This window comes from Hydrocarboniphaga sp. (assembly GCF_028291725.1).
GTDB lineage: Bacteria > Pseudomonadota > Gammaproteobacteria > Nevskiales > Nevskiaceae > Hydrocarboniphaga.
Genome location: NZ_JAQGNT010000064.1, coordinates 28,339 through 41,446, shown reverse-complemented (window position 1 = coordinate 41,446; position 13,108 = coordinate 28,339). Strand labels below are relative to the sequence as shown.

Genomic DNA, 13,108 nt, shown 5'->3' with positions numbered 1-13,108 from the left:
GATGCACGCGGGTTTTGTTACGCGTCTTCTATAGTTCTGACTTGCGTAATCATATAACTGACTTTAAAGTCATAGCAACAGACGAACATAACGAGGAGTGTTGTGGACTTCAACGATCTGACTTACGAGCGCCGCGGCGGCGCGGCCTGGATTCGACTCAATCGTCCGGACCAGATGAACCCGCTGAGCAAAGGCTTCATTGCGGAGGCTCACCAAGTCTTGGATGCGGCAATGGCCGACCCCACGATCTTCGCTGTCGTCTTCTCCGCGAATGGCCGCGGCTTCTGCGCGGGGGCCGATCTCAAATTCATCAACGAGTATCAGGAAGACGAGAGAGAAGCGGAAAGTAATCGCTTCATCGCCAGTGCTGCGGCTCTGATGGATCGACTCGAAGCGTATCCGAAGCCCGTCATCGCGGCAGTCAACGGATTGGCGGCAGGCGGTGGCATGGAACTGCTGTTGAGCTGCGACTTGGTTTATGCAGCCAAGAGCGCCCGAATCGGAGATGGACACGCCAATTACGGGCTGCTCCCCGGTGCCGGCGCTTCGGCGCGGCTGCCGCGAAAGATCGGCGCCAACAGAGCGAACTATTTGTTCTTTACGGGAGACCTCTTGCCCGTGGAGCGATTCGTGGAATGCGGACTGATCAATCAGATCGTCGAAGACGCCGAGCTGGTGGCTGCGGTAGACGCAGTCGTCGCGAAGATCGCGACCAAGAGTCCGATCGGTCTCAGTCGAATGAAGATGCTGGCGGTAAGCAGTCTTGACCAGCCCATGGCAGCCAGCATTCGCCTAGAACAGTTGGTCTCCCAGCTGCACACCACGAGTCGGGACCGTAATGAAGGCATCGCAGCCTTCAACGAAAAGCGCCGCCCGATTTTCACTGGATGTTGAACCCATTTCTAGCGATCCAGGACGACTATTTATGCGGGATGATATTTTTCTAATTGGCGTGTCGATGACGCCGTTCGGCAAGCTGCTCGATCGATCAGTGAAGTCACTGGTTGCCCAAACGGTCGGCGACGCTCTGTCCGATGCGGACGCGACCATCCCGGATGTCGGTGTCGCGTTCTATGCCAACAGCACGCAGGCCATCATCGATGGCCAGCACTCGGTTCGCGGGCAGATGGCGCTTCGCTCGATGGGCTTTCAAAACATCCCGATCATCAATGTCGAGAACGCCTGCGCAGGCGGTGCAACCGCTCTGCACCAGGCAATAGCGTATTTGAAGGCCGGCCTCGCCGATGTCGCTCTCGCGGTCGGCGTCGAAAAAATGGTGGATCCGGACAAGAGAAAGTCCACAGCCATCTTCGATGGAGCCTGGGATGTTCATGAGACCGGTGCAGTTGCAGAGGCGCTCGGCTCCATCGGTAACGGAATGCCGGTGCCGGCAGGCAAGGAATCGGGTGTCAAGAGTCCTTTCATGGAGCTCTACGCATCCATAACCCGCGGCCACATGGCTCGGTTCGGCACGACGGAACGCCAGTTGGCCATCGTGGCCTCGAAGAATCATCAGCATTCCACGATGAATCCACTCTCCCAGTATCAGAAGAGCATGTCGGTCGAAGAAGTGCTGGCCGGACCGCTGATCTGTTGGCCACTGACGTTGCCGATGTGCTCACCTATCAGTGACGGCGCCTCCGCGGCCATCGTTTGTACGCGCTCGGCACTCGAGCGCTTTTCCAAGTCGCGCGCGCTACGAGTACTTGCCTCCGTACTAGTCAGTGGCAGTGATCGCGATTGGAGCGACTTCGGCAATCACCTGTGCCGCAATGCAGCGAACAAAGCTTACGACCTGGCCGGAATTGGCCCGAAAGACATTTCAGTAGCCGAGGTCCATGACGCGTCTTCCTTCGGCGAAATCATTCAGACCGAGAACCTCGGCTTTTGTGAGCTGGGCCAAGGCGGCTGGTTCGCCGAACGTGGTGAGACGAGTCTCGGCGGCAGCATTCCGATCAACCCTTCAGGTGGGCTTGAATCGAAAGGGCATCCGATTGCTGCAAGCGGGCTGGGGCAAATCTATGAGCTTGCTCTTCATCTGCGCGGCATCGCCGGTGCCCGGCAGGTCAGCGGATCGAGATTCGCCTTGGCAGAGAACGGAGGTGGTTTTCAAGGGGTCGAGGAAGCAGTCGCCGCCGTCACGATTCTCGGGCGATAGGGCAGGAAAGATCGAGTAAGCGTTGTTCAAACCCAGTTGATATAGGTGGAGGAGTACAGATGACCAACAACAAGGCGACGACACTAACGTTCAAGAAGTGGCAGGTCGGCGATGTGACCGTGACCCGCGTTCTGGAGATGGACCCGCTCACTATAGCGCCGGAGTGGTTGCTCAAGACCGACGTCGAGACGGTGAAGAAACACGCTTGGCTCAAGCCTAACTTCGCGACAGAAGAAGGGCAGATCATCGTCAACATTCAGGCGTTCATCATCGAAGCCGGTGGGTTGAAGATCATGGTGGATCCTTGCATCGGCAACGACAAGCCACGTGAGAGCCCGCTCTTCGCCATGCACAAGGGGCCGTTTCTCGAGCATCTGACGCAGGCCGGTTTCCCACCGGAGTCGATCGATATCGTGCTGTGCACCCATTTGCACGTGGACCATGTCGGCTGGAGCACGCGTCTGGTGGAGGGAAAGTGGGTTCCGACTTTCCCCAATGCGCGATACCTTTTCGCCCGCGTGGAGTACGAGAACGCCAAAGTCGACAAGGGTCCCGAAGCGGAAGCCACGTACCTCGATTCAATCAAGCCGGTCGTCGATGCGGGCTTGGTCACGCTGGTCGAGTTCGACCATCACATCAACGACGAAGTGTGGATCGATTCGACGCCGGGCCATACGGCGGGCCACTGCTGCATCCACATCAGCTCGAAGGGCCAGGAAGCGCTCATCACCGGCGACATGATGCATCACCCGGTGCAGATCTGTGAGCCTGACGTCTGCAGCACTTTCTGCGCAGACCAAGACCAAGCGCGCCGCACTCGCAAGAGCTTTCTCGGAAAATACAGCGGCACGTCCGCGGTCGTCCTCGGGACTCACTTCGCTGAACCTACCGGGGTACGCGTCACGCCGCATGGCGATGTCTGGCGCGTGGAGGAGGCGTGACCGCGCCGAGCGTCGTCGAGCAATCCGGAGACGTCAGAGCGATGAGCCATAAATTCCAGCTTCAGGACCAACTGGTCCTGGGGGTGCCGGCGGCAAAAGCCGTCGCCGACCTTGCGTCGGCGCACGGGTTGGACAGGATTTTCCTGGTCACGTCGAAATCGGTTGCCGGTAGTGCTCTGGTTCAAGGCATCCAGTCTCGCCTTGGCGAAGGTTGCGTGGGCGTCTTTGCAGGAGTGACACCACATTCTCCTCGGGAATGCGTCATTGACGGTGCAGACGAAATCCGAAAGGCCGAGGCGAACATCATCGTGGCGGTCGGCGGAGGTTCGGTGATCGACGCTGCCAAGGTGATGCAGCTCACGATCTGGGCGGGTATCCACAAGGTAGACGACCTCGATAACGTCGTTGGCCCGAAAGGTGCGGCGGTGGATCCCGCCGCATGTCGTCTGCGGATGATCGCGATTCCCACGACGCTTTCGGCTGCAGAGTTCACCCCATTCGCCGGGATGACCCTTTCAGCAACGGGGCGCAAGGAACCGTTCGAGCACCCATTGATGGTTCCGCGATTCGTGATTCTGGACCCGCAGGCGCTCGCCGATGCTCCGCCGGAACTGGTTGTGATGACGGGCGTTCGGGCGATCGATCACTGCGTCGAAACGTTCTGCTCGAGCGAGGCGAGCCCATACTTCGATGCGCTGGCATCCGAAGGTTTGAAGCTGCTGGTACATGGCCTATCCGAGGTGGCAAGTGGACGCGCCACATTGCAGACGTGCATGAATCTGCAGACGGCAGCCTGGATGGCAATCTCGGGCCCGGCGGCGGGTGTGCCCGTCGGCGCAAGCCACGCGATAGGGCGAGTCCTCGGTGCGCTTGCAAATGTGGCTCATGGCCAGACGTCGGCCCTGCTGCTGCCGGCGGTTCTGAAGTGGAATGCTGCCGAGCCGATTGCCGCCGCACGACAACAGAAACTGCTCCAGGCGCTCGGAGGTCCTTCCGCCAGTCTTTCGGACGCCGTGCGCGAGCTTTTGACCAGACTGGGGCAGCCCAAACGATTGTCCGAGGCAGGTGTTCAGCGCTCTCAACTTTCACAGGTCGCCGAATACTCCATGCCGATGCTGGAACACCACAGCACCCGAGGCAACGCGAGAAAGATCAGTTCCCCCCGCGAAGTCGAAGAAATCCTTGAGCTCGCATGGTGATCGTCGAGCTACCTTTCAGGCCGCTAGTCCCATGACGAAACAAGATGCCGCATTGCTCGATCTGATCACGCTCAAGGGAAAGATCGCACTGGTGACGGGCTCTACGGGCGGCATCGGGCAGGCGACTGCCCGAATGCTCGCCGAGGCCGGCGCGCACGTTGTGATCAGCAGCCGGAAACAGGCCGAATGCGAGCGGGTGGTGGCAGAGTTCAAAGCATCGGGATTGAGCGCTGAAGCTCGCGCATGTCATATCGGTCGTAGCGAAGACATCGCAGCAATGCAGCAGCATTTGAACGAAGCGCATGGCGGACTCGATATCCTCGTGAACAACGCGGTTCTGAGCCCATGGCGCAGCATCGACGACACCGATGTGCCGTTGTTCGACAAGGCCGTGGAAGTCAACCTCAAGGGGAACTGGTACATATCGGCCGCCGCTGTTCGGCTGATGCGGCCGCGAGGCGGCGGTTCCATCGTCAATGTGTCCTCGATCGCAGGTTGGCACCCCGAGAGAATGCTCAGTCTGTATTCGACTCTGAAGACCGCAACGATCGGCATGAGTCGATCTTTCGCGCTCGAATACGGAGCCAGCGGAGTCCGAGTCAATACGGTGTCGCCCGGAGTCATCCTGACGAAGCTGGCCGATGCATTCGAAGGGCAGGCGGCAGAGCGAATGATCAATAAGACGCCGCTGGGTCGATTCGGTGCCCCCGAGGAGATTGCCCGTACGATCCTGTTCCTTTGCTCTCCGCTGAGCTCTTATATGACCGGCGCAGATCTCGTGGTCGATGGCGGTCTATCGGTCTCGGTGATTTAGAACTCAGGCGAGCCTCGTAGTCAGGAGCGTCTCGTCCCTGGCAAAAAAGGCCCGCTTGTCGATGCCACTGTGGTGCTGCAGAGCCACAGCCGCGGCCGCTCTGAGTGTCAATGAACACGGTTGTGCCAAGCCGATGCGTGCGAGTGATGAAATGGCTCTCGCCCCGGTCTTTTTGCGGCTGTCTGATGATTCCAATCTCAGGAGAGCGGTCATGATCAAAGACGCTACAACCATCGCGGTCGATTTGGCAAAGGATACGACGTGTTATCGGACAGGATGACGATATTGCAGGGCGGCGGTTTCTATTGAGTAGGCAGGCCTCGCTGTCGTCCGAACTCCCAGCTCACACTATTGCCTCGTACCATTGCAGTCATCGCCTGTCCTAGCCTGTGCTCGATGACCGGCTTCCAGGGTACAAGGCTTAGCGTGGTGCCGTCATCAAGCATGGCGAAGCGCCCGCTAGCCAACATCACGCTGCGCCTATAGACGCCGCTGACCCGATTTCCGTCGGTCACCAGCCGATGCACCAATCCAGTCTCTGAGGCGATGTCTTGCGCCGCTGCTACAGCTTCGCGGTCGCGCAGCGTCGCCAACAGGTTGCGCGCAACGATCACGCGTTGTCCGCGCCGCTCGGCCAGCCCTTGTTCGATCAGGAAATCCGAACGTAGGCGCAGCGCTGCGCGCACCTCGCCGCCAAAACCCTGATCGCCGATGCCCGTGGCGCCGCGGATCAACTGCTGGTCCAGCCAGGTCGCTCCGATGACGCGCGCCTGCCGCTCGATCGGCAGGTGTGAGCGCAGTTCCACCGACACGCCGCCCAAGCGCTGAGCATCGTATTGCCGGCCGCGCTCGGGCAAATCCGTAGGCACTCGCCAGACACCTTCGGCAATACGCTCCACGAGGCCGGCTCGGCGCAACGCTTCCAGCCGGCGCACATGCGCATCAACAACTTCTTTCGGGTTGCGATTCGGAGTTGGCTGTCCCCGCGCCAATGCCAGGTGATGGTCGACCCGGTACACGCCATCAACAGCCAGCGCTACGATGTTCTTGTCCGCTGTGCGGATCTCGGTTGAGCCGCAGGCTTCGACGACGGACCCGACCGGATATTGCCCCAGCTCTGCCTTGGCATTGAGAGCCAAGTAGTGCGCTTTTCCGTCGATGCCATCGATCACCAAATAGCCGCGGTCGTACAGCTCGTCGGCCAAGCCCTTGGCCGCCACCCGGCCGACCACCGGGTGGGCGTTCTCGTTCGCCTCGAATACCGCGAACTCGCGCCGCAGTCCGCGCATCGCCCGCTGCATCGTGCGCACGATGTCGCCGCGCTCGCCCATCGTTCGCAGAACCGGTTCGGCGTCGGCCTGCAGGTTCCACGCGCCAGGTGATGATTCCTGCGCCAGCCCCATCTGCTGCAGGCGCTGCAGACGCCCGAGCAGCAGCGAGCGTTGCTGCCGTGTCTCGACATCCCGCGCCGGCGGCTGCAGCCGGATCACGCCGGCCTGCGCTTCGCGCTGCAGCCTGCGATCCAAGCTCGTCCACCGCTCCTGATCGACCTCGCGCTGTAGGCTCCGCTGGATTTCTCGCGCCGTACGTGGCCCGAGCCATTCGGTTGCCAGTCCCGCAGCGCGCTCCCGCATGCCCCTGGCGATGTAATCGCGGGAAATGATCAGATCCCGGCCGCTGTCGACCTTGCCGCGCAACACGATGTGCGTGTGCGGGTTGTCGGTGTTCCAGTGATCGACTGCCACCCAATCCAGGTTCGTGCCCAGGTCGGCCTCCATGCGGCTCATCAGCTGGCGGGTGTAGCCGCGCAGGTCTTCGAGATGTTCCGCGTCCTCCGGTGAGACGATGAAACGGAACTGGTGACGATCCTCCCGGCCGCGTACCTCGAAGGCAGTCAGGTCGGCATGGTCCGCCGTAGGTCCGTATGCCTGCCCCGGCTCATCCTGACGCCCGACACCGTCGCGCTCGATGTAGCGCAGATGCCTGGCGACCGACCGCGGCCCGGCCTGCTTGAGATTCACCAGCCGGGTCTTGATGGTGACGCGCCGTGCGTTCGGAGATAGCGAGCGGCCAGCGAACTGCGCTGCGACGTGGCCGCGTCCGAGACGTGCGCCGGGCTGCGCGCCAACCTTGCCGGCTGATTGTCCACCGGCCTTGCCGAGTTGCCTGATCACTTGGGAAACGAACTTCTGCTGACGATTCTTCGGAGCCCCGGGACGCACACGGAAGCGGTCGTCGTCGCGGGCACTCATGCCGTGCGCTCCAGCGAACACCCGCCAACTCCAGCAAACAAGGCACCCGAAACCCGCAAGTCGGACGGAGACTTAGCGCCATCAGCAGCACGTCGCCACCCCAGGCGCGTGCCGCGCTCCCCCATGTGCAGACCAGGCTTTGCGCGCACTACCGTGCCGCGCCCTTTTATCTTGCCCTCCGTCTTCGCCATCCGCTTTCGCGTCTGGCTTCGACGTCCGCGCTGCGGTGGTCTGCACAAAGGAGGCGCCGCGTGTGCAGCCGGCGACGCAATCGAAGTGCAGCGGGTCTGCACGTCGGAGTGCATGGTCATGGGGCGTCACTCGTCCAAAGCGGCAACGCTTGGCCGAATACCGATGATGCCTTGATCGGGCCAAAGTATCGGCTGTCGAATGAATCCGGGTTCGTCGCACTCAGAAGGAACAGCTCGTCATCGATCAGCCGCCGGCATTGCCGCCAGGCGAGCAGGGTGCGGCCTCGGGGATCAGCAGCGAGAGTGGCGGCGACCGCCGCGCCGTCGATGCTGACCACGCCGTCGGACACGCACACCCATTGCGGCGGCATAGCACCGATGCGCTTGATGACCGGGATGTGCGCAGGAAGGTAGCCGCGCTGTGCTGCCAGTGCGGCTGCATCCGGCGGAAGCGCGGCAACGGCGTAGTCGCCGACGTGTAGCGATGCTGCCTGCGTCACGCGATACCAACCTCTCGGCACGCTGTCCGAGGGGTTGTAAATGACCAGTGCGGTGGGTGTCACCAAGAGTGGCAGGGCGAGTGCCGCAACGCCGCAGAATGACCAGAACAGCAAGCGGGCTTTGCGCGCAGAAGCATTCATCGGAACACCGCTCCTGCCAGATGCGCCGCGTGGCGTTCCGCGGTGTAGATCGGTAGCGGCATGCGCGCAGCAAGCCGGTTGCACAGCGTGCGCCAGTAAGCAGGCGACACCGCCGCAGGATCGATGCCGCGCGCTTCGATGCCGTCGATCAGCTGCAACACCGGCTGCACCTGTCGCTCACCTTCTGCGCGCAGCAGCAGCGACGCGCCCGGCGCAATGCCCGGGATGCGTTGAACGGCATCGAGTACGGCTCCGGCTTGCAGCACCATCAGCTGCCATCGGGTCGTTCCGTAATCGTTCGCTTCCCAGCGGATTCGACAGAACACCGCCGTCGGCGTGAACCATGCTATGCGCCGTTGGCGATCGAGGCGCTGCTCACGAACCGGATGACCGAAGCGCAAGTAGAGGTTGATGCGCTGCTCGACATAGGCGAGCAGAACCCGTGTAGTCGGCGTGTACGCCGATGCGTCTGAAAGCAGCTGCGGTGGGGCTGGCGAAGCCGGCGCTGCCGCCGGTGTCGGCATGGAGTGCGTGTTCACGGGTGCTTCTCCGGGAACTCGCGCTCCAGTAGTTCACGCAACATTTCGGCAACCGTCAGGCCCTGCGTGAACGCCACTACTTTGATGCGGGCGCGCAGCGCCGGCATCACGTCGATGGTCAGTCGAGCGGTGTAGAGATCCGCTTTGCTGATGTCGGCACCGTCACCTTGCCGCACCCAGGCCTCGGCCTGCGGGTTCGCAGGCGGACGACCACCGATGGCAACGCGCTTGCCGCTGCTCATGGTGCGAGCTTCAAGACTTCGGTCGTCAGCGCTGCGATCTCTCCGGCTGCGAGGCCTTCAGCATCGAGTTCGCGTGCAAGCTGGCCTGCGGCGACGCTGTCGGCGAAGACGATGCGCTGCCGGACCTCCGACAGCAGCGCGGGCAGCGGTTGGTCGGCGAGGGCGCTGCGGGCCTCGCGTCCGATCAGCGTGGTGCTGACGCGGCGATTGATGACGAAGGCCGCGCGCAGCGACGGCCGGAAGATCTGTGCTTCGCGGATCAAGGCCACCATCTCGGCGCTAGCCCAAATGTCGTAGGGGCTCGGCTGTACCGGAACCAGCACCAGATCAGCCGCCAGCAGCGCAGAACGCGCGAGCGCCGCAATGCGAGGCGGTCCGTCGATGACGAGGTGATCGACTCTCCTGGCGAGTTCGGGAACTTCCTGGTGCAACGTCTCGCGTGCGAGTCCAACCGCACCGAACAATCGCCGCGAGCCCGTCTGCTGGCGCCGCTGCGTCCAGTCGAGTGCCGACCCTTGGGGATCGGCGTCGACGAGCAGCACGCTGCTGCCTGAAAGTGCCAGATCGCCGGCGATGTGCGTGGCGAGCGTCGTTTTACCGACACCGCCTTTCTGGTTGAGCAAGGCGATGATCATGGCGTTGAAAACCCGATTAGACGGGGTTTTCCACAGCGCCGGAGCCTTCTACTAATCGTTATTCTTTTCTTGTTATATAAGTTAGCGGTCGCGCAGTGAATTGAATCGAAAGAGGCATTCGAGGTTTCGTGCGCCTGATAGCACGAGTGAAATGCGCCTGATGGCACGTGCCTTCGTGCGCCTGATAGCACGACCGGATTCACAGCTTGCCCCCAGCGATTGCACCGATGGAGGACTTCGCGCGGAACCACAACACTTCCGTGCCGCCGAAGGCACGGCTCACCGCGAGCTGGTAGCCGGGCAGGGTCTGTCGTGTCGCGATGCGACGAATGTCGAACGCAAAGTCGGAGAAGCGCGCCATGCTTCCCGACTTCGCATACAGGTGCTCGAAGTCGAACTGCCAGCCTTGCCGCTGCCGGCCGCCGTGCTTGCGCACCAAGCGGTAGAGCCAGCGCTCGATGCCGCCGGTGAGCCGGAAATAGGCCGGATCGATCGTCAGCACCAGCGCTTCTTCGATCACGCCGGCATAGAACCAGTCCGGCAGGATCAGCTCGATGCCGAGCGGCCGGCCTGTTGCGTCAGCGAGCTCTTTCCACTCGTTGATCCAGGAGAAGCGGTGCAGGCGCCGGCCCGCGGCCTGGCGGATCGACGTGGCGATGCTGGTCGATTGCAGCCGGTCCAGCGAGGCCTTCAATCGCAGATAGTCGCGCACCGAAGTGCCGCGACCGATGAAGGTCAGGATTTCATGCGGCGTCGCGCGCATCAGGCGCGACGTGCGAATGCCAACGTCGCGAGCTTCGACGATCTGGCTCGCGGCCCAGATCAGCACGTCGGCGTCCCAGATCGTCGCCAGGCCATGTTCGACCGTGCCCTCGACGCGGACCGTGACGCTACCGGAACCGAAATCGATCGGGACGGTGCGCCGGGACTTCGCCAGCGAGAAGAACGGCCAGGTCATCAGGTCCTGCGCATCGCGCGGCGCCATGTCGCCCGGCAGGGCGTTGAACAACTCCAGCTGCTCGCGCTTGGCATCGCGAGGGTCGATGAGCGACATGGCGCGATGTCCGCGTCAGCGGCCAGCGACGGTGTCGATGTACTCCGGATCGGACGTCATCTCGAAGGACCGGGAGCTGGCCCAGGCTTCGAGGTCTTCTATGGCATAGAGCACGCGCCGGCCGAACTTCCTAAAGCGCGGTCCACCGCCGATGACGCGCTGCTTCTCCATCGTGCGTGGCGAGAGCCGCAGGAACTCTGCGGCCTCGTCGTTGGTCAGGTAGCGGCTCGGCTGTTTGGTGACAAGCTGAGGGGGCTGCAATCCAAGTGCGGACATTCGGTCTTCCTCCATCCATGGAGATCGCCGGCAGGCGAAGCGCAGCCGGGTGAAGGAAGTGTCCGAGCGCGACGGCGCATTGCTCAGGGAGATTCGGCAGGCCGGTGCTCGCCTCCCTATGGATGACTGCGAAGCCGCAACAGGCGGCGGTATCCATTCGTCATGAACTCGCGACCGCGCCCAATCAGATGTCGTACTTGGGCGCGCAACTCGCCGTCGGCGTGCCAGCGATCCGCAACTTCGTCAGCGCCAAACAGGGCTTCGGCGACTTCGCGCTGCGAAGCGCCGGCCTGGACGCCATCGAGGGCCTGGATGGAGCGCATGTGAGCCATCAGCACCCGCGTCGGCCGTGGAACCGCAGGCTCGGCCGATCCGGAATCGAGCAATGCCAGCTGTGCTTCGACGGCGCGCCAGCGGCTGCGCGCATCCAGCCCGGCTCGTACTGCATAGCTGTAGGGCATGCCGTCCCGCAGCTCGCGCGCAATCGCTAGGCGGATGACTTGGTTGCCGAGAAAGCTTGCCAATACCAGCCGCCGGCCGTCATGGGTCATTTGCTTGCGGCCTGGAATTCCCCATAGCCGAAACGGCGGCGCTTCCGCGCCCGGGTTGTCGTCGGCGTGCAATGGCACGAGTCCATCGGGGTCAGGTAGCCAAGCCGGCTGCACCCGGCGTGCATCACTCGCCGGGTCTTCAAACAGCCGAAGTCCCCAGCGTTCAGGAAGCAAGGCGTCTGGACGGCGGAGATAGCGTTGCCAGTCCCTGCGATATTCCGGGTTGCGCCGCAGATATTCCCAAGCGAGTGACGGCCCGTCGAGCAACAGGATGTGGAGATAGCCCGCGATGGGAATCCAGTGCGCATGCAAGACACTCATACCAAATCCTTCCTCTACAACGGCAGGAGTGGATCGCCACGGGACACTGGCCGGCGCTGCTGAGCTCGGACGAACTCAGGTTTTCAGTATCAACGATTCACCGAAAATGCGGAATCTCACCAAATGTTGAGGAATCGGCCTTCAGTGTGAGACTCGCCGCTTCGAAATGCAGATCGATTCGGGATCGCAGCACTTCGATACTTCGATCATCCCTGAGGGCGGCGTGCGCGTCACTGGTGTGACGATAGAATTTCGAATTTGGTTCAGTCGTTGATCGAGCCGTCCGACTGCGCCAGTCGGACGTATTCGGACAGGGTGCTGCTGGGTTTGAAGTGCAGATCGCGTACGACCCGATGTTCGAGCGGGCCACGGATGCTTTCCAGATCGGAGATTCGCACATGGGCCAGCTCAGGATTGCCGAGCCCGGCATCGCAGAGCCCGTAAGCAGTGTCGCCGTCCCGCGGATCGAGTTCGGTCAGCAGCCAGGTTGCGTGCGCGTCCGGCGTGTAGAGCTTCACTACCGGCACCGGGTCGTGCGGCTCGCCACGGGCGGTAAGCGCACCGTTGGCGAGCAGTTGCTGGCGTTGTTCGTCGGTAAGCAGTGTCATGATCATTTGAATAGCTGCGGAACGTCGCCGATCCGAAAACTTGGAAAAGTGGGTATGTGCCATTGCGCCGATGATGAAACCCGCGTCTGCCCCTATCCGTAAAGACGTAAATCCGCATCCCCGCAAGAACCTGGAACCGCCGATTCGCAAAGCCAGAAACAGGGGCTTACGCGAATGCGGGTTTCAGGCTGCCAGAATGTTCCTACAGGTTCTCGGGCAGCGTCCTGATCCGCCTGAATGAGTTAAAGATAACGTGGTTTTAATTGTGGTGGTCGCCGACGCTTTTGTCCATGCAGAAGCGCACCATCCAGCGAGGCCGACCGAAGGGCGCAATGACCTTCGACGTCGAGCCCGCGCTGGCGTTCGGCGCCGCGGTACGCGCGGCACGAACGGAACTCGGCGTCGCCCAGGAGCTGTTGGCGCATCGCGCCGGCATCGAGCGCTCCCACATGGGGAAGATCGAGCGCGGCGAGCATATGCCGACGCTCGCGCTCGTGCTCAAGATCGCCAAAGCGCTGGGCTGCAGCTCGGCCGATCTGATGCTCGCGACCGAAGCGCTGTTGCCGAAGACCTGGCAACCGGCGGCCGGAAAAACCTGAAAGGCGCCGGCTCTCGCCGGTGACAAGTTGGCGTCACGCTGCGATTGCCCTACATTCCGCCTGCCTCTCCCGTATCGGGGCACTCAA

The 13,108-nt window shown here is 62.1% G+C and carries 15 protein-coding genes; 6 read left to right on the top strand and 9 right to left on the bottom strand.

What is annotated here, in order from left to right:
- Positions 1 to 102 precede the first annotated feature (102 nt).
- The 5 genes from JWQ90_RS18180 to JWQ90_RS18160 are packed head-to-tail and all read left to right on the top strand — an operon-like array spanning position 103 to position 5,112.
- The gene (locus tag JWQ90_RS18180; protein ID WP_299696422.1) at positions 103 to 894 is read left to right on the top strand and encodes an enoyl-CoA hydratase/isomerase family protein; all 792 of its coding nucleotides are present in this window, start codon (positions 103 to 105) and stop codon (positions 892 to 894) included.
- A complete protein-coding gene (locus JWQ90_RS18175) occupies positions 839 to 2,158 on the top strand; it encodes a thiolase family protein (protein ID WP_299696421.1) in 1,320 nt (439 codons plus the stop codon). Before JWQ90_RS18180 ends, JWQ90_RS18175 begins: the two co-directional genes overlap by 56 nt.
- Positions 2,159 to 2,217: 59 nt before the next feature.
- Positions 2,218 to 3,099: an MBL fold metallo-hydrolase gene (locus JWQ90_RS18170; protein ID WP_299696420.1), complete on the top strand. Its 882-nt coding sequence runs from the start codon at positions 2,218 to 2,220 to the stop codon at positions 3,097 to 3,099.
- 41 nt (positions 3,100 to 3,140) lie between these two features.
- On the top strand, positions 3,141 to 4,298 hold the full coding sequence (locus JWQ90_RS18165; protein ID WP_299696419.1) for an iron-containing alcohol dehydrogenase: 1,158 nt from the start codon (positions 3,141 to 3,143) through the stop codon (positions 4,296 to 4,298).
- Positions 4,299 to 4,329: 31 nt separating this feature from the next.
- Positions 4,330 to 5,112, top strand: coding sequence for a glucose 1-dehydrogenase (locus JWQ90_RS18160; RefSeq protein ID WP_299696418.1), 783 nt, complete (start codon positions 4,330 to 4,332; stop codon positions 5,110 to 5,112).
- A 302-nt stretch (positions 5,113 to 5,414) separates the two neighbouring features.
- Here the strand turns inward: JWQ90_RS18160 and JWQ90_RS18155 are convergent, their stop codons facing one another.
- From JWQ90_RS18155 to JWQ90_RS18115, 9 genes are all read right to left on the bottom strand, one after another.
- A complete protein-coding gene (locus tag JWQ90_RS18155) occupies positions 5,415 to 7,364 on the bottom strand; it encodes a relaxase/mobilization nuclease and DUF3363 domain-containing protein (RefSeq protein WP_299696417.1) in 1,950 nt (649 codons plus the stop codon).
- Between the two features lie 307 nt (positions 7,365 to 7,671).
- On the bottom strand, positions 7,672 to 8,196 hold the full coding sequence (locus JWQ90_RS18150; RefSeq protein WP_299696416.1) for a S26 family signal peptidase: 525 nt from the start codon (positions 8,194 to 8,196) through the stop codon (positions 7,672 to 7,674).
- On the bottom strand, positions 8,193 to 8,735 hold the full coding sequence (locus JWQ90_RS18145; protein WP_299696415.1) for a DUF2840 domain-containing protein: 543 nt from the start codon (positions 8,733 to 8,735) through the stop codon (positions 8,193 to 8,195). The genes JWQ90_RS18150 and JWQ90_RS18145 overlap by 4 nt, the downstream gene beginning before the upstream one ends.
- Positions 8,732 to 8,977, bottom strand: a complete 246-nt coding sequence (locus tag JWQ90_RS18140) for a chromosome partitioning protein ParB (RefSeq protein ID WP_299696414.1) — start codon at positions 8,975 to 8,977, stop codon at positions 8,732 to 8,734. The genes JWQ90_RS18145 and JWQ90_RS18140 overlap by 4 nt, the downstream gene beginning before the upstream one ends.
- The gene (gene parA, locus JWQ90_RS18135) at positions 8,974 to 9,612 is read right to left on the bottom strand and encodes a ParA family partition ATPase (protein ID WP_299696413.1); all 639 of its coding nucleotides are present in this window, start codon (positions 9,610 to 9,612) and stop codon (positions 8,974 to 8,976) included. The genes JWQ90_RS18140 and parA overlap by 4 nt, the downstream gene beginning before the upstream one ends.
- A gap of 199 nt (positions 9,613 to 9,811) precedes the next feature.
- Entirely contained in the window at positions 9,812 to 10,666 is an 855-nt protein-coding gene (locus JWQ90_RS18130) for a replication initiator protein A (protein ID WP_299696412.1), read from the bottom strand.
- A gap of 15 nt (positions 10,667 to 10,681) precedes the next feature.
- Complete coding sequence (locus JWQ90_RS18125; protein WP_299696411.1) at positions 10,682 to 10,942, bottom strand: helix-turn-helix domain-containing protein; 261 nt, start codon at positions 10,940 to 10,942, stop codon at positions 10,682 to 10,684.
- A gap of 116 nt (positions 10,943 to 11,058) precedes the next feature.
- On the bottom strand, positions 11,059 to 11,814 hold the full coding sequence (locus tag JWQ90_RS18120) for a DUF2285 domain-containing protein (protein WP_299696410.1): 756 nt from the start codon (positions 11,812 to 11,814) through the stop codon (positions 11,059 to 11,061).
- A gap of 263 nt (positions 11,815 to 12,077) precedes the next feature.
- Positions 12,078 to 12,428, bottom strand: coding sequence for a DUF2958 domain-containing protein (locus JWQ90_RS18115; RefSeq protein WP_299696409.1), 351 nt, complete (start codon positions 12,426 to 12,428; stop codon positions 12,078 to 12,080).
- A gap of 284 nt (positions 12,429 to 12,712) precedes the next feature.
- Here JWQ90_RS18115 and JWQ90_RS18110 point away from each other — a divergent pair, with 284 nt between their 5' ends.
- Entirely contained in the window at positions 12,713 to 13,021 is a 309-nt protein-coding gene (locus JWQ90_RS18110; protein WP_299696408.1) for a helix-turn-helix transcriptional regulator, read from the top strand.
- Positions 13,022 to 13,108 lie beyond the last annotated feature (87 nt).

What these genes read in the sequence shown, in the direction of transcription:
- JWQ90_RS18165 (WP_299696419.1), top strand. Translation starts at nt 3,141, where the DNA reads ATGAGCCATAAATTCCAGCTTCAGGACCAACTGGTCCTGGGGGTGCCG.
- parA (WP_299696413.1), bottom strand. Translation starts at nt 9,612, where the DNA reads ATGATCATCGCCTTGCTCAACCAGAAAGGCGGTGTCGGTAAAACGACG.
- JWQ90_RS18140 (WP_299696414.1), bottom strand. Translation starts at nt 8,977, where the DNA reads ATGAGCAGCGGCAAGCGCGTTGCCATCGGTGGTCGTCCGCCTGCGAAC.
- JWQ90_RS18160 (WP_299696418.1), top strand. Translation starts at nt 4,330, where the DNA reads ATGACGAAACAAGATGCCGCATTGCTCGATCTGATCACGCTCAAGGGA.
- JWQ90_RS18150 (WP_299696416.1), bottom strand. Translation starts at nt 8,196, where the DNA reads ATGAATGCTTCTGCGCGCAAAGCCCGCTTGCTGTTCTGGTCATTCTGC.
- JWQ90_RS18130 (WP_299696412.1), bottom strand. Translation starts at nt 10,666, where the DNA reads ATGTCGCTCATCGACCCTCGCGATGCCAAGCGCGAGCAGCTGGAGTTG.
- JWQ90_RS18110 (WP_299696408.1), top strand. Translation starts at nt 12,713, where the DNA reads ATGCAGAAGCGCACCATCCAGCGAGGCCGACCGAAGGGCGCAATGACC.
- JWQ90_RS18175 (WP_299696421.1), top strand. Translation starts at nt 839, where the DNA reads ATGAAGGCATCGCAGCCTTCAACGAAAAGCGCCGCCCGATTTTCACTG.
- JWQ90_RS18170 (WP_299696420.1), top strand. Translation starts at nt 2,218, where the DNA reads ATGACCAACAACAAGGCGACGACACTAACGTTCAAGAAGTGGCAGGTC.
- JWQ90_RS18115 (WP_299696409.1), bottom strand. Translation starts at nt 12,428, where the DNA reads ATGATCATGACACTGCTTACCGACGAACAACGCCAGCAACTGCTCGCC.
- JWQ90_RS18125 (WP_299696411.1), bottom strand. Translation starts at nt 10,942, where the DNA reads ATGTCCGCACTTGGATTGCAGCCCCCTCAGCTTGTCACCAAACAGCCG.
- JWQ90_RS18120 (WP_299696410.1), bottom strand. Translation starts at nt 11,814, where the DNA reads ATGAGTGTCTTGCATGCGCACTGGATTCCCATCGCGGGCTATCTCCAC.
- JWQ90_RS18155 (WP_299696417.1), bottom strand. Translation starts at nt 7,364, where the DNA reads ATGAGTGCCCGCGACGACGACCGCTTCCGTGTGCGTCCCGGGGCTCCG.